This is a genomic window from Tardiphaga sp., assembly GCF_041424195.1.
Taxonomy (GTDB): domain Bacteria; phylum Pseudomonadota; class Alphaproteobacteria; order Rhizobiales; family Xanthobacteraceae; genus Tardiphaga.
Genome location: NZ_JBGMOE010000179.1, coordinates 25,722 through 42,629, shown reverse-complemented (window position 1 = coordinate 42,629; position 16,908 = coordinate 25,722). Strand labels below are relative to the sequence as shown.

15 protein-coding genes are annotated in these 16,908 nt (G+C 61.8%); 4 read left to right on the top strand and 11 right to left on the bottom strand.

From position 1 onward, the window contains the following. Positions 1 to 49: 49 nt before the first annotated feature. The gene (locus tag ACEK02_RS24200; RefSeq protein ID WP_371424059.1) at positions 50 to 544 is read right to left on the bottom strand and encodes an MmcB family DNA repair protein; all 495 of its coding nucleotides are present in this window, start codon (positions 542 to 544) and stop codon (positions 50 to 52) included. 137 nt (positions 545 to 681) lie between these two features. Between ACEK02_RS24200 and ACEK02_RS24195 the strand changes: the two genes are divergently transcribed. Together ACEK02_RS24195 and ACEK02_RS24190 are read left to right on the top strand one after the other, a co-directional pair. Further along, on the top strand, positions 682 to 1,806 hold the full coding sequence (locus tag ACEK02_RS24195; RefSeq protein ID WP_371424058.1) for a VWA domain-containing protein: 1,125 nt from the start codon (positions 682 to 684) through the stop codon (positions 1,804 to 1,806). 150 nt (positions 1,807 to 1,956) lie between these two features. Further along, complete coding sequence (locus ACEK02_RS24190) at positions 1,957 to 2,625, top strand: MBL fold metallo-hydrolase (protein WP_371424057.1); 669 nt, start codon at positions 1,957 to 1,959, stop codon at positions 2,623 to 2,625. 56 nt (positions 2,626 to 2,681) lie between these two features. Here the strand turns inward: ACEK02_RS24190 and ACEK02_RS24185 are convergent, their stop codons facing one another. The 9 genes from ACEK02_RS24185 to ACEK02_RS24145 all read right to left on the bottom strand — a co-directional run bounded on the left by ACEK02_RS24185 (position 2,682) and on the right by ACEK02_RS24145 (position 12,800). Then, positions 2,682 to 2,921, bottom strand: coding sequence for a hypothetical protein (locus ACEK02_RS24185; protein WP_371424056.1), 240 nt, complete (start codon positions 2,919 to 2,921; stop codon positions 2,682 to 2,684). 65 nt (positions 2,922 to 2,986) lie between these two features. After that, positions 2,987 to 3,958: an acyl-CoA desaturase gene (locus tag ACEK02_RS24180; protein ID WP_371424055.1), complete on the bottom strand. Its 972-nt coding sequence runs from the start codon at positions 3,956 to 3,958 to the stop codon at positions 2,987 to 2,989. Positions 3,959 to 4,124: 166 nt separating this feature from the next. Then, complete coding sequence (locus ACEK02_RS24175) at positions 4,125 to 4,544, bottom strand: DUF1236 domain-containing protein (protein WP_371424054.1); 420 nt, start codon at positions 4,542 to 4,544, stop codon at positions 4,125 to 4,127. A gap of 131 nt (positions 4,545 to 4,675) precedes the next feature. Then, positions 4,676 to 7,165 carry a PAS domain-containing protein gene (locus tag ACEK02_RS24170; RefSeq protein ID WP_371424053.1) on the bottom strand — a complete coding sequence of 830 codons (2,490 nt, stop codon included), beginning with the start codon at positions 7,163 to 7,165 and terminating at the stop codon, positions 4,676 to 4,678. A gap of 100 nt (positions 7,166 to 7,265) precedes the next feature. Next, positions 7,266 to 8,453 (bottom strand): PHB depolymerase family esterase, encoded by a 1,188-nt coding sequence (locus ACEK02_RS24165; RefSeq protein ID WP_371424052.1) that lies wholly within the window; start codon positions 8,451 to 8,453, stop codon positions 7,266 to 7,268. A gap of 202 nt (positions 8,454 to 8,655) precedes the next feature. Next, complete coding sequence (locus ACEK02_RS24160) at positions 8,656 to 8,904, bottom strand: pentapeptide MXKDX repeat protein (RefSeq protein WP_371424051.1); 249 nt, start codon at positions 8,902 to 8,904, stop codon at positions 8,656 to 8,658. Between the two features lie 101 nt (positions 8,905 to 9,005). Next, positions 9,006 to 10,403: a chromate efflux transporter gene (gene chrA / locus ACEK02_RS24155; protein WP_371424050.1), complete on the bottom strand. Its 1,398-nt coding sequence runs from the start codon at positions 10,401 to 10,403 to the stop codon at positions 9,006 to 9,008. Position 10,404: 1 nt separating this feature from the next. Next, positions 10,405 to 11,223 (bottom strand): chromate resistance protein ChrB domain-containing protein, encoded by an 819-nt coding sequence (locus tag ACEK02_RS24150; protein WP_371424049.1) that lies wholly within the window; start codon positions 11,221 to 11,223, stop codon positions 10,405 to 10,407. 161 nt (positions 11,224 to 11,384) lie between these two features. Then, on the bottom strand, positions 11,385 to 12,800 hold the full coding sequence (locus ACEK02_RS24145) for an MFS transporter (protein ID WP_371424048.1): 1,416 nt from the start codon (positions 12,798 to 12,800) through the stop codon (positions 11,385 to 11,387). Positions 12,801 to 13,070: 270 nt separating this feature from the next. Here ACEK02_RS24145 and sthA point away from each other — a divergent pair, with 270 nt between their 5' ends. Continuing rightward, positions 13,071 to 14,465 carry a Si-specific NAD(P)(+) transhydrogenase gene (gene sthA, locus ACEK02_RS24140; RefSeq protein WP_371424062.1) on the top strand — a complete coding sequence of 465 codons (1,395 nt, stop codon included), beginning with the start codon at positions 13,071 to 13,073 and terminating at the stop codon, positions 14,463 to 14,465. Positions 14,466 to 14,499: 34 nt separating this feature from the next. Here sthA and htpX read toward each other — a convergent pair whose 3' ends face one another. After that, complete coding sequence (gene htpX / locus ACEK02_RS24135) at positions 14,500 to 15,429, bottom strand: zinc metalloprotease HtpX (RefSeq protein WP_371424047.1); 930 nt, start codon at positions 15,427 to 15,429, stop codon at positions 14,500 to 14,502. A gap of 189 nt (positions 15,430 to 15,618) precedes the next feature. On the opposite strand from htpX, the gene ACEK02_RS24130 reads away from it, so the two are divergent. Continuing rightward, positions 15,619 to 16,845, top strand: coding sequence for an LLM class flavin-dependent oxidoreductase (locus ACEK02_RS24130; RefSeq protein ID WP_371424046.1), 1,227 nt, complete (start codon positions 15,619 to 15,621; stop codon positions 16,843 to 16,845). Positions 16,846 to 16,908 lie beyond the last annotated feature (63 nt).

Genomic DNA, 16,908 nt, shown 5'->3' with positions numbered 1-16,908 from the left:
TCGCCGATGAACCGGAATCCCTCCAGATTCAATAAATTCGTGAACCGCTCTAGATCTCGTTCGGATAGGCTGCATGACCCTGAGGGTCGTGCAGCCTATTGAGTCTGTGCGCCGCGGTCATCGCGAAGCGCAGCATCATGCCCTTGCGTGTCGGCGCCGGCAGGCGATGCTCCGGCGCATCGCAATGCACATGTGCGCCATAGGCATCCGCCACGATCAGGCCGGTGTCGCCCGGAAAAATCTCGCAAGGCAGATCCTGCGTGAAGGCGAAGAACAGCCGGTCGCAATGGGCGCGATAGTCGGGCCATTTCTGATCCGCCCGCAGATCCTCGATCGAGGATTTGATCTCGACGATCCAGATGTCGCCGCGCTCGTTCAGCGCCACCAGATCGGCGCGCCGTCCGGACGGTAATGACAGTTCGCTGACGCATGAAAATCCCAGCGACCGTAGCAATCGGGTGGTTCCGCGCGCGATCGCCAACGCCGTCTCCGACTGACGGCGGTCGAAAATCAGCGCGGGGGTGTGAACGGCATTCGATTCCATGGCGACAAACTTAGCCGATTTCGGCGGGACCGCCCATCACGTCTCCCGCAAGTCAGCCGCACGAATGTCGCAAGCCGGCCGCAAGCGACGGCGTGTGCCAAAAATCATCGCAGCAGCCCGGATTATGGAGACATCCCATGAACTTAGCCCATATCAGTCGCGTCATCCTGATCGCCGCTGCCGCAACTTTGCCGCAAGCGATTTTCGCCGGTTCCGCGCATGCAAAGCCGACCGTCGAAGTCGCCTTCGTGCTCGACACCACCGGTTCCATGAGCGGGCTCATCGAGGGTGCCAAGCGCAAGATCTGGTCGATCGCGACCACGATTCTCGACAGCAATCCCGATGCCGACATCCGCATGGGCCTCGTCGCCTATCGCGACATCGGCGACGATTACGTCACCAAGACCTTCGAGCTCACCACCGATATCCAGGATCTCTATGCCAACCTGCTGCAGGTGCGTGCGCAGGGCGGCGGCGACTGGCCGGAAAGCGTCAACGAGGCGCTCGATGTCGCCGTCAACAAGCTGCAATGGACCAAGGGCAGCGCCGCCCGCCGTATCGTCTTTCTGGTCGGCGATGCGCCGCCGCATATGGATTACGCGCAGGACACCAAATACATGACCACGCTTGGGGTCGCGAAGCAGAAGGACATCATCGTCAATGCCGTGCTGGCGGGCGGCGCCCGCGATACGGAAAAGGCCTGGCGCGATATCGCACAGCGCGGCGACGGCCGTTTCATCGCGATCCCGCAGGATGGCGGGCAAGTGGTAATCATCGAAACGCCCTATGACGAAGAGATCATCATCCTGCAGAACGACATCAACAAGACGGTGATCCCCTATGGTCCCCGCGCGCTACAGAAGCGCACCGAGACCCAGACACGGCAGCTGTCGGAGGTCGCGGCGGCGGCACCGGCTTCTGCCTCCGATATGGCGAGCTATATCAACAAGCGCGCGAAAGTGTCGTCGGAAGCCGTGACCGGCGGCGGCGATCTCGTCAGCGACGTCTCCGCCGGCAAGCAGAAGCTCGACAGCGTGAAGGAAGATGAATTGCCCGAGGCCATTCGCAAACTGTCGCCGCAGCAGCGCGCCGATGAACTCGACAGGCAAATGAAAGATCGCAAGGCGCTGAACGACAGGCTGACCGTGCTGGTGGCCAAGCGCGATGCATATCTCATGACCCAGCGCGACAAGGCGCCGGCCAAGGCATCCTCCTTCGACCGCGAGGTGGAAGCGACGTTGAAGGTGCAGTTGAAGAAGTAGTCGAGAAGCAAAGGCAGCCATATGCGGGCTCAGCCGGCCTATTCATCTGCTTCCGAACGACGGATTGCCGTGTCAAGCCCGGCAATGACGGCAGGGCAGAAACGCCCAGATTCCCCTTTTCTCGCCCGCAAAAATCAGCATTGTGGCGCGATGACAGATGAAACCGAACATAAAGCCCAGGCCGGCGGCACCATCATTCCGGTGACCCTGTTTCAGCAGAACTGCATGTTGCTGTGGGATGAAGCCACGCGACAGGCCGTGGTGATCGATCCCGGCGGCGACGTGCCGCTGATCCTGGACGCCATTGCCAAGGCCAATGTGAAGGTCGAGCAGATCTGGCTGACCCACGGCCATATCGACCATGTCGGCGGGGCTGACGAACTGCGCGAGGCACTGAAGGTCGAGATCATCGGCCCGCATCGCGCCGATGAGTTCCTGCTCGATCTCGTCGAGGACAGCGGCACCAAATATGGCATGACCGGCGTCAGGAACTTCAAGCCGGACCGCTGGCTCGAGGAAGGCGACACCGTCAGCGTCGGCGGCCTCTCATTCGACATCCTGCACTGTCCCGGCCATTCACCCGGCAGCGTTGTGTATTACAGCAAGGCAATGAAATTCGCCCATGTCGGCGACGTCCTGTTCGCCGGATCGGTCGGCCGCACCGATTTCCCGGGCTGCAGCCACGAGGCGCTGATCAATTCCATCACCACCAAGCTGCTGCCGCTCGGCGACGATGTCGGGTTCATCTGCGGTCACGGCCCCGGCTCCAGCATTGGCCAAGAGCGCATGACCAACCCATTCCTCACCGGCCAGGCGTAATCCTGCCATCAGCGGCGACCAGGCCTTTGGGGAGCAAGGAAAGCATCCCAAGGCTTTCAGGGATTTGCCCAATCCTCGACCTGCGATGCCGCAATGGTGCGCTTGGGCTGGTATGGATTGAGTGTGCCGGCTGTCGCGGTCCAACCCTTGGCGAGGATTTCCCGGGCGAACAGCTTCGCATCGATTTCGGACTTGAAAGTCCTTGTCGTCCGTACACCGTTTGCCACGCGGGTATCGGATTTCACGGACTTGTCGGGGCCAAATGCCACGTACCAGATATCGGGCTTCGTCATCATGGGGAACTAACGTCGATTGTGACGAAAAGTTGCACCTCGTGTGGCATAGCCGGACCTGACCGCGCTTAGCTCTTCGTCGTATGCCGCGGCTGGACGATGTCCGATACCAGCCCGAGCTTCTCCAACAGGCGAATGGTCAGATAGGTGGTATCAAACTCCCACCAGCGATGACCGTGGCGCGCCGAGCGCTGATCGGCATGATGGTTGTTATGCCAGCCCTCACCGTGGGCGAGGTAGCCGATAAACAGATTGTTGCGGCTGTCCTCATCGGTCGCGTAGTTGCGATAACCCCAGATATGGGTGACCGAATTGACCGCCCAGGTCTGGTGCCAGACGAAGACGGTTCGCACGAAGACCGCCCAGATGACGATGCTGAGAGCGAACTGCACTGCCTCGGGCCATGAGCCGCCCCACAGCAATTTGCCAACCAGGCCCGCAAAGAAGAACACGTTGATCTGGATCAGCAGGATCTTCAGCTGCCATAGATTGCGCTCCAGCGCGACATAGAACGGGTCGCGCAGGACGTCCTTCGCATAACGGTCATAAATACCGAGACGGGACAGATCCGGATTCTTCACCAGCAGCCAGCCCATGTGGCCCCAGAAGAAGCCGGCGAGCGGGCTGTGCGGATCCGGCTGTTCATCAGACTTCTCGTGATGACGGCGATGGATCGCAACCCAGCGCGCCGGCGTATCCTCGGCGCAGCAGATCGCCACCACAACGAAGGCATGCTCCAGCCATTTCGGGCATTTGAAACCGCGATGGGTCAGCAGCCGGTGATAGCCGATATTGATGCCGATGAGGCCGAACAACCGCGCTGCGATGATCGCGACAATCACCGCAGTCCAGTTGAAGAACATCGGCATCAGAGCGAGCAGTGCGAGCGCGTGAAAAACACCAATGGTGAGCGTATTGAGCCAATCGATGCGATAGGGCTGCACGCCATCCGGTAATGCAAGACCCGTCTCGGCGCGATCGGCTAGTGGAACATCGAGTGCGATGGCAGGGGTGATCTGGTCGCGATTGCTGACGGCCATTTAACTCCGCATCCGGGCGATTGATCGCCGCGTGGTGCTCGTGTGATTCCCCGACACTTCTCTACGCGAGAACATCGGTACTGACCATAGACACGCTGTCAGCAACAGGCGGAACAAAACAGGCCGCCGGACGGCGGCCTGTTCGAAAAGTCGTTTATTGATCGGCTTAATCGATCACTTCGACAATACGATGGGTGCGCGGCTCGACGAGAACCGTGCGACCATTGACCACGGTGTAGCGGTATTCGCGGGCGGAACTATATTCGGCGGGAACCTCGTAATAGGTCACACCGCTCTCCGGCAGTACGGCGCCCACACGGACCTCGTCGCGATAGGTGTAGGATGGGCGACGCTGTTCCACGACATAGTTGCGAAAACGGGGTCGGTCGTCGACGCCGAGCACACCGGCAACACCGCCGACGACACCACCGATGGTGCCACCCACGATAGCGCCAACTGGGCCGGCGGCGCGCTCGCCATCGCGTGCACCACGCTCAATGCCTCCGGGGACACCCTGAGCCTGAGCAATAGCGGGAAGAGCCATCGTGGCGACGATGGCAGCGGTTCCAAGAAGACGGCGGATCATGATGATCTCCAGTTTTGATTGATCGGTATTACGCCGATACAAGTTCGCGACCGCGCAATGGTTCCGGAGATTGACCTGTCCGAACACGCGCGCAGAGACTGAAATACTGGGAGATATATGGAACCGAACGATCAGTTCGTGACCATCGCGCGGATGCGCTGCGAGAGATTGTCGAGGTCGAACGGCTTGGTGATCATTTCCATGCCGGGCAGCAGAAAGCCCTTCGCCATGGCAACGCTTTCGGCATAGCCGGTAATGAACAGGATTTTCAGATTCGGTCGCGTCTCGCGCGCCTGGTCTGCGAGCTGACGGCCGTTCATGCCCGGCAGTCCGACATCGGTGACCAGAAGATCGATCTGCAGTGTCTCGCGCAGAACCCGCAGGCCGGATGGCCCGTCGACGGCTTCGAGCACGCGGTAGCCCTCGTCCTGCAACATCTCGATAATGACCGAGCGCACCACCGGCTCATCCTCGACCACCAGCACGGTTTCTCCTGTGGCCGCGTGCTGATCGCCCTTCAACGGATTGGCATCATGAGTGGCAGCGTCGCCTTCGTGACGCGGCAAGTACAGTTTCACGGTCGTCCCGACGCCGAGCCTGCTGTCGATGCTGACATGTCCATTGGACTGGCGCGCGAAGCCGTAGATCATCGACAGGCCAAGGCCGGTGCCCTGACCGATCGGCTTGGTCGTGAAGAACGGATCGAAGGCGCGCGCCGCCACCTCCGGACTCATGCCCATGCCACTGTCGCTCACACTGATGCAGATGTAATCGCCAGGCATCAGTGCCGGCGCATCGGCATTGACGGCATCGACGCGCATATTCTGTGTTGCGATCTGCAGCCGCCCACCATCGGGCATCGCATCGCGCGCATTGATCGCAAGATTGAGCAGTGCGCTCTCCAGCTGGTTCGGATCGCACAATGTGCACCACAGATCCGGTGCTGCGGCGATATCGAGGTCAAGCGTCTCACCGATGGTCCGGCGCAGCAGATCTTCCAGCGACACGATCAGCGCATTGACGTCGACGGATTTTGGAATCAACGGTTGCCGCCGTGCGAAGGCCAGCAACCGATGCGTCAGCGCCGCTGCACGATTGGCCGAGGTCATCGCAGCGTTGATATAGCGCGTGATATTGTCGGTGCGGCCCTGATCGAGCCGTGTCTGCATCAGGTCGAGCGAGCCGACGATGCCGGTGAGCAGATTGTTGAAGTCATGCGCGATGCCGCCGGTGAGCTGACCGACCGCTTCCATCTTCTGCGACTGCCGCAGCGCTTCTTCAGTCACTTTCAGCCGCTCGGTGGCGGCCTTCTCGGCGGTGACGTCGCGCGCCACGCAATAGATCTGGTTCTCATCCGGCACCGCCGTCCAGGACAGCCAGCGATAGGAGCCATCCTTGTGGCGGAAGCGATTCTCGAAGCGGATCGTCGGCTGCCCCCTGGCAAGCTTGTCGATCTCGGCCACCGTCCTGGCCTGATCGTCGGGATGTTCGAGCCAGCGCGAGGTCTTGTTGAGCAGCTCCGCCTCGCTCCAGCCGAGCGTACGCGTCCACGCAGGATTCACCGTGCGCCAGACGCCGTCATAGTCAGAGACCATCAACAAATCCTGCGACACGCTCCAGATCCGGTCGCGCTCGCGCGTCTTGTCGCGCACGCGCTGCTCCAGCGTCGCATTGAGGTCTGCGAGTTTTACAGCGAGCTGACGCGCTTCTTCCTCACTCTTGCGAAGAGCCTTCTCGGCGAGCACCTGATCGGTGACGTCCGTATGTGCACCGACCAGACGCAGCGGTTTTCCCGCCTCGTCGCGCTCGATATACGACCGCACGGAAATCCAGCGGGTCTCACCATCGCTCGGACGAATGATGCGATACTGCGCCGTGTAATCACGCACGCCGCTGTTCACGGCCTCGCGAAATTTCTGCTCGGTCGCCTCACGATCCTCGGGATGGATACGGCGAACCCAATCCTCGTGGGACTCGTTTGCTGCGTCCGGTGGCAGGCCGTGAACGATCAGATATTCAGGCGAACGGCGATTGCGGAATCCGGTGCGCAGATCGACTTCGAGGCCGCCGATCTGGCCGATCTCCTGCACGCGCGCGAGCTCTGCCTCGCGTTCACGCAAAGCTATCGTGACTCTGTGGTCCTGCGTGACGTCCCTGCAAATCACAAGCACGCCGCCGATGCCGTCATCGAGATCGAGCGGGCTAAAGCTATAGGTCCAGTAGCTGTTTTCGACTTTCCCGTGTCGGGTCATCGGCACCAGCTGGTGCTCATGCCAGGTGGCACCCTGCCCGGACATCACCTGCTCGATCTGCGGGCCGATGACGGGCCAGATTTCCTGCCAGAATTCCCGGCCCCGGCTGCCCAGCGCGCGCGGATGCTGTTGTGCATCCATCGTCTCGCTATAGGCATCGTTGTAGAACTGGATGAGCTCCGGGCCCCACCAGATGAACATCGGATGGCGCGTATTGAGAATGATGCGGATCGCCGTCCGCAAACCTTGCGGCCAGGTATCCGGCGCGCCGAGCGGGCTGCTCTTCCAGTCGTAAGCACGCATGAGCGCGCCCATCTCGCCGCCACCGGCGAGGAAATCGACTGAGTTCGATGGATGGACATCCAACATCTGCGAGCAATCGGTACGCAAGACCAGTCTGGCGTCTCTTGATAACTTAGCGCCCTGTCAGACCCCGCGCAAATCGTCGCCAATCGCGCCCTGTTACTTGTCAGGGTGACTTGATGAGGCCGGCAGCCGTGAGCGCCCGGGTAATGGCAGTGTTGATATCGATAGACCGCCGGCCAGCACGATCGCCTCGCGCGTCGCGTCGATCACCTGCAGAGCGCGGCTTCTGCGTCACCGATGAGACAATGGCATCCGCCGGAGCCACGGGTTCCACGGCTGCAGTTTCGACATTGCGTGGTGCGAGTTGCCGGGTCAGGCCGAAGAACTGCGCGATATGGTAGGACGATGAGATGCCGACTTCGAGCAGGAAGGCACCCGCGGCACCATAGGGTTCGTCCTGTCCGGCAATCGCCAGCGGCGCGCCATGCGCCATATCGGTGATGGTGTAGGATTCGACAACGGTCTCACCGTCCCTGTTCCACCACACCTCGCGCGGATAGCCATCGACGTCCACGGCGGACATCGGTGCGGACGCCAGGCCGTGAAGATCGAGCCATTGCTTGACGATTTCGCCCGCATTAGCAGGATTGACGGTGCGATCGGCACTGCCATGCCAGACCGACACTTTCGGCCACTCACCGGTATGCGGCGATGCCTTGCGCACGAGATTGCCGAGATCGTTCGCGGCACGCGGCGCCGCGCGATACATGCCGCTCAGCGCCTCCTGCATGGTAGTAGCGATCCCGTAGGGCAAACCGGCAATGATCGCGCCGGCAGCAAAGACTTCAGGATAGGTCGCCAGCATTACCGAGGTCATCGCGCCGCCGGCCGAGAGCCCCGTCACGAAAATGCGCTTGCGATCCACATCATGGTCCACGGCCATCTGCTCGATCATTTCCCGGATCGAGAGCGCCTCGCCGCTGTCGCGCGCGATGTCATCGGCATTGAACCAGTTGAAGCAGGTATTGCCGTTATTGGATGATTTCTGCTCGGGCATCAGCAGCGCAAAGCCATAGCGCTCGGCCAGCATCGACCAACCGGTGCCGACATCATAGCCAGCAGCGTTCTGTGTGCAGCCGTGCAGCACGACGACCAGTGCCGGCTTCGCCGTCAGCGTGGCGGGCACGTAACTGAACATCCGGAGGTCGCCGGGATTGCTGCCGAAACCCGTTGATTCGCTGATAGGGCTCGTGCCTGCAGGCGCACGGCCGCGCGCCAACCCGTCCAAGGTGTTGATTCCGGGCAGTTTTGGGAGGTTGCGGAGGAAATCGATATTATCGGCGAGAGACACGGCAGCTCCTGGGTCGTCAGGCTTATACAACAGCACTGCGGACATATGGTTGCTGCACCGCAAAATAAAACAAATACGGTTTCAATATACCTATCACTGAAGCGCGAGGCCTTCGAAAATTACCTTTAATGCAAAGGAAACCCCATATGGCCGGCCATAACAGGCCGGGCCATATGGGGCGAGTCGGGGAGAAAATGACGAGTTATTTCTTCATCTCGTCTTTCATCATGTGGTCTTTCTTCATGCCGTCCTTGTGCATGGAATCCTTCTTCATCCTGTCTTTCGACATGCCTTGAGTACCGGTGGTTTTGGATTCACCGTCCTTTGACATGGTGCCGGTGCCCATCTTGGTCGAATCCTGACCGGACGGGCCGGTGGCCTGGGCGAAAGCGGCGAACGGGGCAACGCCGATGGCCGTGGCGCAGATCGCAACAAGAATGGTTTTCCGCATGATCAGCTCCTGTTGAGTCAACGGCATTCAACGCGAAGTGGTTCGAAACGTTCCTGTTCCGTCGGCCGTTAATTACCAGTTCCGCACACGGTTTCGCGAGGTCATACCAGACCGGCGATGTGCAAAAGCACACCCATGCCGGCACAAGCCAACAGTATCTGCAGCAGACCAATCCTCAGATAGAATACCCCAATCAGGGCCGCGACCGACAGCGCGACAGCCCATCCGTTGACGCTGTGCAGAACCGGCATGTCGAAGCTGAGTCCGAGCGCACGAACAGGTTTCACCTCGCGAAACATCGTGTGGATAGCGAACCATATCGCCAGGTTAAGGATGACGCCGACCACTGCGGCGGTGATCGCAGCCAGCGCGGCACTCAGCGCGCGGTTGCCACGAATGGTTTCGATGAACGGCGCCCCGAGGAAGATCCAGAGAAAGCACGGCACAAAGGTCACCCAGGTCGCGAGCAATCCGCCTAGCGTGCCGGCCAGCAGCGGCGGCAACATACCCGGTGCGCGGAAGGCGGCCATGAACCCCACGAATTGCAGCACCATGATCAATGGACCTGGCGTGGTTTCGGCCATGCCGAGACCATCGAGCATCTCGCCCGGCTTCAGCCATGCGTAGTGATCGACGGCCTGCTGCGCGACATAAGCGAGAACCGCGTAAGCCCCGCCAAAGGTGACCATCGCCATCTTGGAGAAGAAAACGGCAATCTGGCTGAACACGTCATTGCTGCCGAACGCCACGAGCAGCACTGCGACGGGCGTGAGCCACAGCACCAGCCAGACGGCCGCAACGCCGAGCGACTGCCGGACGCTCGACCGGGCATGGAGGGGAAGCTCGTCTCCGAGCAAACTATCAGCGTCGCCGCCGTCTGATGACCCGTGGCCCGTATTCACCGTAAAGGCCGGCAGACCGGCCCGGCCGCCGAGGAAACCAATTGCTGCCGCACCAAAAACGATCACCGGGAACGGCACATCGAAAAAGAACAGCGCGACGAAGGCAATCGCCGCCAAAGTCCGCATCATGTTGTTCTTCAATGCGCGACCACCGATCCGCACCACGGCTTGCAGAACGATCGCCAGGACCGCCGCCTTGAGGCCGAAGAACACGGCCACGACAAACCCGACCTGCCCGAAGGCGGCATAGATCCAGCTCAGCACCATGATGCAGATCGCACCGGGAAGGACGAACAGCCCGCCGGCCATCAGCCCGCCAGCGGTCCGGTGCATCAGCCAGCCGATATAGGTCGCAAGCTGCTGCGCTTCGGGACCGGGGAGCAGCATGCAGTAGTTCAGCGCATGCAGAAAACGACTTTCCGACACCCAGCGTTTCTCGTCGACGAGGATGCGATGCATCACAGCGATCTGCCCGGCCGGACCTCCGAAGGAAAGCAACGCGATCCGCAGCCACACAGAAAATGCCTCCGAGAAGGAAACGCCGTGGGTCTGCGGCTCGGGAATGGCCGGTGGTGTGACCGAAGTTGCTTCTGCCATCTCAAGCTTTCGTCTTTGCTGTCGGCCAGTTGTGGGTTTCGGTGCTGGCATCTCGGCACCAGCGATAGAACGCATCGTACAGACCCAGTCCAGCCTCAAGCTGCTCGAGATCGTCGGCATACATTCGCGACAGGCCGAGTGATGCCGCCAGCAGGCCCGGCGCTTCCGGGGCGAGATTGAGCCGCGCTGTATCCGCCGCGCGGACGATGGTAGCCAGCCGCAGCAACGGCGGTGTGGCGAGGCCGAATTCCTCGATCATCACATCGAAGGTACAGAGCTCGCCGCGATGGCTCCAGAACACGCCTTCGATATCGAAAGGCGCAGCATCAAATTTCTCGCCGACGGCCGAGACTTCCGACGGCGCAACGAACATGAACAGTGCCGCCGGATCGATGAAACGCCGGATCAGCCAGGGACAGGCAATGCGGTCGATCTTTGGGCGCTCCCGCGTCACCCACAACGTGCGGCCCTGCGGATTTTGCGGCGGCAACTTGCCGCCGGGAATGCGCGGCAGGCCTGCACTCTCCCATCCGAGATATCCGCCTTCCAGAACCTCTGCCGGGATACCGGCATCGCGCAGCAGCGCGGCAACGCCGTGACTGAGCTTGAAACCATTCTGGCAGATCACCACGGCGGACCGACCGCGCAGCGCCGCGGCCCAACCATTCACGTCGCCGAATGGCCGCCGGACCGAGCCTGGCAGGAGAAACGGCGACAGGGCGAAATCCTCGTCGGTGCGGACATCGACGAGCGCGGGACATTTCGGCGTGCCGATCAGGCGAACGAGTTTTTCAACGGAAATGCTGTTAATCGATGACATGGGCGCGTCCTTGCAGGAGTGCGGGACGCGATACTTGGGCATGTCGCCTCGTGGGGAGATCGCTTTGTCCCCATGCCCCCAATATCAAGCCATCGCGATTGACCTGTCAAGGCGCGCGTGCTGGACGGTCAAACGCCGTACTTGGATTGCCGTACTTGGATTTATGCGTTGCCGGCACGGCGCATCCACAGCAGAAAACCCGCACAGGCGGCGACCGACAACACGCACAATGCGAAGCTTGTGAGCAGCGCGATGACTGCCGATGCTGTGGACTGCACCGCGAAATAGACCGCGCCGATCGCAGCAACGCCGGCGGCGTTGGCGATTTGCGTCGTGGTGCCGTACATGCCCGAGCCGGCTCCCGCGCTCGATGTCTGCACGGTCGACAGCACGGCACTGGACAGCGGCGCCATGACCAGACCCTGGCCGTAACCGAACACGGCCAGCGGCACCGCCAGCAGCAATGCAGACGATGCATTCACGCCCAGTACCGTTGCAGCCAGCGCGGCAAGACCGATGACCTGCACCACGCAACCCTCGATCAGCACCAGCGTGCCACGCTGGCGCGACCGCATACCGCTGTGACGCGATGCGACAACGAAGGCCAGCGCCAGCGGTATGAAAATGAGACCGGCCCGCAGCGGCGGCATGTGCAGCGCGTTCTGCATGAACAACGTCATCACCAGATAAAATGACAGATTGGCGAAGAAGAAAAAGAATACCGCGCACAGCCCGCGCATGAAAGCAGCATCCGTGAGCAACGCCAGATCGATCAGCGGCATGCCACCGCGCAACGCGACGCGGCGTTCCAGCCTGACGAAGCCGGCGATCACTGCCGCACCCGCAGCCATCGCCAGCCACACCGACGGCGCCCAGTGCAATTCGTGCCCGAACAGCAATGGGCCGATCAGACCGAGCAATCCGGCGAACAGCACCAGCGCGCCCGGTATATCCAGCCGCGTGCCGGGACGGCGGGGAATGGATGGCATCAGCCGCCATGCCGCCGCGATGATGACAAGTCCCACCGGTACATTGACGAAGAACACCGCACGCCAGCCGAGGCCTGCAAGATCCATCGTCACCAGCAGGCCACCGAGCAGAAAGCCCGCAGCGCCGGCAAGGCCAAGCACGATGCCGTAGACGGCGAAGACGCGGGCACGGGCACGGGCTTCATCGACAAACAGCACATGGATGGTGGCCAGCACCTGCGGCACCATCAGCGCCGCAGTGGCGCCCTGTGCCAGCCGCGCCAGAATCAGCTCCGGTCCGGATTGCGCGATCCCGCACCACAGCGACGTCAGGGTGAAGCCGAGCACGCCGGCGAGAAAGGTGTTCCTGGTGCCGTAGATGTCACCGAGCCGGCCGCCGGTGATCACCAACGTCGCATATCCGATCAGATAGACCGCAATCACGGCCTCTATCTGCGCCGCGGTGGCACGAAGCTCGACCGCGATGGTCGGGATCGCGACATTGACGATGAAGGCATCGACGCCAAACATGAACTGCGCCGCAACGACGATCGCCAGCACCCACCAGCGACGCGTGGAGTCGACAGGATTGGCAACGATCTGGTGCATGGGTGCGCCTCGCTCAACGGTTCGGCCTGAAGCAGCCGTCCACGTTGATCCCAGCTTCCAGTCATCGCGTCGATTACCTCGGAGGTAGCTTTATTGAACGCCCCCGTCGTACCTCGTGGCGCGCTGACCGTGGGCCCGGCTTCGCTCGATCTCCCCATCCAAGTCATACCGAATTTGCATTCCTCATGCAGGAAGATACCGCCAGTGGCCCGATTGCTGCATGGCGAAGCGATTGCATATGCCGGCCCTTCCGGTTTCGAGGCCTCTTCGATGTATGACTACGACATGATCGTGATCGGCTCCGGCCCCTCTGGCCGGCGCGCAGCCGTCCAATTCGCCAAGCTCGGTAAATCGGTGCTGGTGGTGGAGAAGGGCCGGCGGGTCGGCGGCGTCTCCGTCCATACCGGCACCATTCCATCGAAGACCCTGCGCGAGACCGTGCTCAACCTGTCCGGCTGGCGCGAGCGCGGCTTCTACGGCCGTTCCTATCGGGTGAAACAGGACATCGACGCCAGCGACCTGATCATGCGGCTGCAGAAGACACTCGACCACGAGGTCGAGGTGCTGGAGCATCAGTTCAGCCGCAATGCCGTAAAGACGGCGCTCGGCGAAGCGCGTTTCACCGGACCGCACCAGATCGAGATCGCCAATGAGAAGAACGAGATCAAGAATGTCACCGCCGGTCATATCCTGATCGCCTGCGGCACGCGGCCATTCCGGCCCGATTACGTGCCGTTCGACAACAAGACAGTGTTCGACAGCGACGAGATCATCGACCTGCCGAAACTGCCACGTAGCCTGGCGGTGATCGGCGCGGGCGTGATCGGCGTCGAATATGCCACCATCTTCAGCGCGCTCGATGTCGCCGTGACGCTGATCGAGCCGCGGCCGACCTTTCTCGATTTCATCGACAAGGAGCTGATCGACGAATTCATGCACGAGCTGCGCGACCGCAATGTCGCATTGCGGCTCGGCTCCAAGGTCAACGCGATCGAGCACGCACCGAGCGGGCACATCGTGACCAAACTCGCAGACGGCCGCAACGTCACCTCGGAAATGCTGCTGTTCGCCGCCGGCCGCGTCGGCGCCACCGACCGACTCAATCTCGAAGCCGCCGGTATCGCTGTCGATCACCGCGGCCGTATCAATGTCGATCCCCTCACGCTGCAGACCAGCGTGCCGCACATCTATGCGGCGGGCGATGTCATCGGCTTCCCGTCGCTGGCCTCCACCAGCATGGAGCAGGGCCGCGTGGCCGCCTGCCACGCGCTCGGGATAGATCCGTTGGCGCCGCCAGAGTTCTTCCCCTACGGCATCTATTCGGTGCCGGAGATATCGACCACCGGTCTCACCGAAGAGGAAGTCCGCCAGAAGGGCATTCCCTACGAGGTGGGCGTTGCGCGCTTTCGTGAAACCTCGCGCGGCCACATCATGGGCCTGGATAGCGGCATGATGAAAATGATTTTCTCCACCAGGACCCGCCGCCTGCTCGGCGTGCATATCCTTGGTGAGGGCGCCACCGAGCTGATCCATATCGGCCAGGCCGTGCTCAATCTCAAAGGCACGATCGACTACTTCATCCAGAACACGTTCAACTATCCGACGCTGGCGGAGGCCTACAAGATAGCCGGGCTGGATGCGTGGAATCGAATGACGGCACGGTAGCGCAGAAGCACCGCTCGTTAAGTCGAACGGTTCACTAGCCCCACGGACCCCGGCGCGACGGACCGCCGCTCCACGGGCCGGCCGCGGGCGGCGCTGGACGTGCAGGCGCGCGCGACTGAACACCCATCTGTCCCGCAAGCTGCTGCAGCGCTGCGATTCGGTTCTGCGTCGCCGGATGCGTCGTGAACAGATTATCCATGGCACGACCCGACAACGGGTTGATGATGAACATATGCGCGGTCGCAGGCGCACGCTCGGCATCCTCGTTCGGGATGTGATGCGCGGCGTTGTCGATCTTGGCCAGTGCAGAGGCGAGCCACATGGGCTGGCCACAGATCCGTGCACCCATCTCGTCGGCGGCATATTCGCGCGTGCGGCTGATCGCCATCTGCACCAGCATGGCGGCGAGCGGCGCCAGGATCATCAGCGCGATCTGGCCGATCATGCCCGGACCATTATTGTTGCGGTTGCCACCGAAGAACATGCCGAACTGGGCGATCATCGAGATCGCACCGGCGATGGTGGCGGTGATCGTCATCAGTAGCGTGTCGTGATGCTTGATATGCGCAAGCTCATGCGCCACCACGCCGGCGAGTTCCTCGCGCGTGAGCTGCTGCATCAGGCCGGTGGTGACGGCGACGGCGGCATTCTCCGGATTACGACCGGTCGCGAACGCGTTCGGCTGCGGATTGTCCATGATATAGATCTTGGGCATCGGCAGGCCGGCATTGTGGGCGAGCTCGCCGACCATGCGATACAGGTCCGGTGCATTGCGTGCGTCGACCGGTTGCGCGCCGTGCATCGACAACACCGCGCGATCGGAATTCCAGTAGGCGAACATGTTCATGCCGGCGGCAACCACCAGCGCGATCATCGCACCCGACGCGCCGCCCATGAGATAGCCGACGCCCATGAACAGGGCGGTCATGGCGGCCAGCAATATCGCCGTCTTGAAGTAGCTCATTTGTCCTCCTGACCGCGCGATGCGCTGCGGTACAGGCATCAAATGGTGATCCGCCCGATCGTTCCGCAAGGCAGCATTGTGCGGCAGCGCGTCGCGGCCATGCAGCGGACTGCATTGAATGCTGCGACCTGCGGCCATAGGCTGCGCGCCACGAAAAACATTAAAAAGCATTACAAAGAGGAAATACTTATGGCTCGCGTGAAGTTCGGCGCCTTTCTCGCACCACATCACCCCATTGGCGAACACCCGATGCTGCAGTTCCGTCGGGATCTCGATCTCGTCGAGCAGCTCGATGCCCTCGGCTATGACGAATTCTGGTGCGGTGAACATCACTCGTCGGGCTGGGAGACGATCGCCTCGCCGGAGATGTTCCTGGCGGCCGCCGGCGAGCGCACCAAGCGGATCCGGCTCGGCACCGGCGTGATCTCGCTGCCCTACCACCATCCCTACAATGTCGCGCAGCGCATGGTGCAGCTTGACCACATGACCGGTGGCCGGGCGATCTTCGGCTCCGGGCCGGGCGCCCTTGCCTCGGACGCGCATACGCTCGGGATCGACCCGATGACCCAGCGCGACCGCCAGGACGAAGCCATCGCCATCATCCGCCGTCTGTTCAACGGCGAGCGCGTCACCGCGAAGAGCGACTGGTTCACCATGAACGACGCCGCGCTGCAGATCCTGCCGCTGCAGGAGGAGATGCCGTTCGTGGTGGCGTCGCAGATTTCGCCTTCGGGCATGACGCTCGCCGGCAAATACGGCATCGGCATCATTTCGCTCGGCTCGATGTCGACGCAGGGGCTGATGGCGCTGCCGACGCAATGGGGCTTTGCCGAGGATGCCGCGAAGAAGCACGGCACTACCGTCAACCGCGCCAACTGGCGCGTGCTGCTGTCCTGGCATATCGCCGAGACCCGCGAACAGGCCGCGCGCGAAGCCGGCCCCGGCCTGATGCGCTGGCACAACGAGTATAATGTCGGCACGCTGCAGCGGCCGGGCCTGCAGCCCTTCACCTCGCCGGAAGACGCCGTCGAGAAGACCGCGGGCGGAGAAGCCGCCGCTTCCACCATCGGCACGCCCGATGATCTCGTCAAGACCATCAAGAACCTGATGCAGGTCTCAGGTGGCGTCGGCACCATCATCGGTTTCGTGCATGACTGGGCCAATCCGGAGAACACGCGGCGCAGCTGGGACATGGTGGCACGCTATGTGGTGCCGGAGATCAACGGCTACATCGCGAGCTTGCGGAAGTCGCAGCAATTCGTCATCGAGAATCGCGAGGTGTTCGAGCGCGCCGGACAGGCCGTGATGGCCAAGATCATGGCCAACGACAAGGCTGCCGCGGCATTGCCACTGACGGGGCCGGGACGCGTGGCGATCCCGCTGGTGAATGCGCCGGATCTGCAGAAGAAAGGGTAGCTGGAATTCCGTCATGCGCGGGCAGGGCGAAGCGAGCTTCGCCAGATGTCCCGCGCATCCACG

What these genes read in the sequence shown, in the direction of transcription:
- ACEK02_RS24200 (WP_371424059.1), bottom strand. Translation starts at nt 544, where the DNA reads ATGGAATCGAATGCCGTTCACACCCCCGCGCTGATTTTCGACCGCCGT.
- ACEK02_RS24195 (WP_371424058.1), top strand. Translation starts at nt 682, where the DNA reads ATGAACTTAGCCCATATCAGTCGCGTCATCCTGATCGCCGCTGCCGCA.
- ACEK02_RS24190 (WP_371424057.1), top strand. Translation starts at nt 1,957, where the DNA reads ATGACAGATGAAACCGAACATAAAGCCCAGGCCGGCGGCACCATCATT.
- ACEK02_RS24185 (WP_371424056.1), bottom strand. Translation starts at nt 2,921, where the DNA reads ATGATGACGAAGCCCGATATCTGGTACGTGGCATTTGGCCCCGACAAG.
- ACEK02_RS24180 (WP_371424055.1), bottom strand. Translation starts at nt 3,958, where the DNA reads ATGGCCGTCAGCAATCGCGACCAGATCACCCCTGCCATCGCACTCGAT.
- ACEK02_RS24175 (WP_371424054.1), bottom strand. Translation starts at nt 4,544, where the DNA reads ATGATCCGCCGTCTTCTTGGAACCGCTGCCATCGTCGCCACGATGGCT.
- ACEK02_RS24170 (WP_371424053.1), bottom strand. Translation starts at nt 7,165, where the DNA reads ATGTTGGATGTCCATCCATCGAACTCAGTCGATTTCCTCGCCGGTGGC.
- ACEK02_RS24160 (WP_371424051.1), bottom strand. Translation starts at nt 8,904, where the DNA reads ATGCGGAAAACCATTCTTGTTGCGATCTGCGCCACGGCCATCGGCGTT.
- chrA (WP_371424050.1), bottom strand. Translation starts at nt 10,403, where the DNA reads ATGGCAGAAGCAACTTCGGTCACACCACCGGCCATTCCCGAGCCGCAG.
- ACEK02_RS24150 (WP_371424049.1), bottom strand. Translation starts at nt 11,223, where the DNA reads ATGTCATCGATTAACAGCATTTCCGTTGAAAAACTCGTTCGCCTGATC.
- ACEK02_RS24145 (WP_371424048.1), bottom strand. Translation starts at nt 12,800, where the DNA reads ATGCACCAGATCGTTGCCAATCCTGTCGACTCCACGCGTCGCTGGTGG.
- sthA (WP_371424062.1), top strand. Translation starts at nt 13,071, where the DNA reads ATGTATGACTACGACATGATCGTGATCGGCTCCGGCCCCTCTGGCCGG.
- htpX (WP_371424047.1), bottom strand. Translation starts at nt 15,429, where the DNA reads ATGAGCTACTTCAAGACGGCGATATTGCTGGCCGCCATGACCGCCCTG.
- ACEK02_RS24130 (WP_371424046.1), top strand. Translation starts at nt 15,619, where the DNA reads ATGGCTCGCGTGAAGTTCGGCGCCTTTCTCGCACCACATCACCCCATT.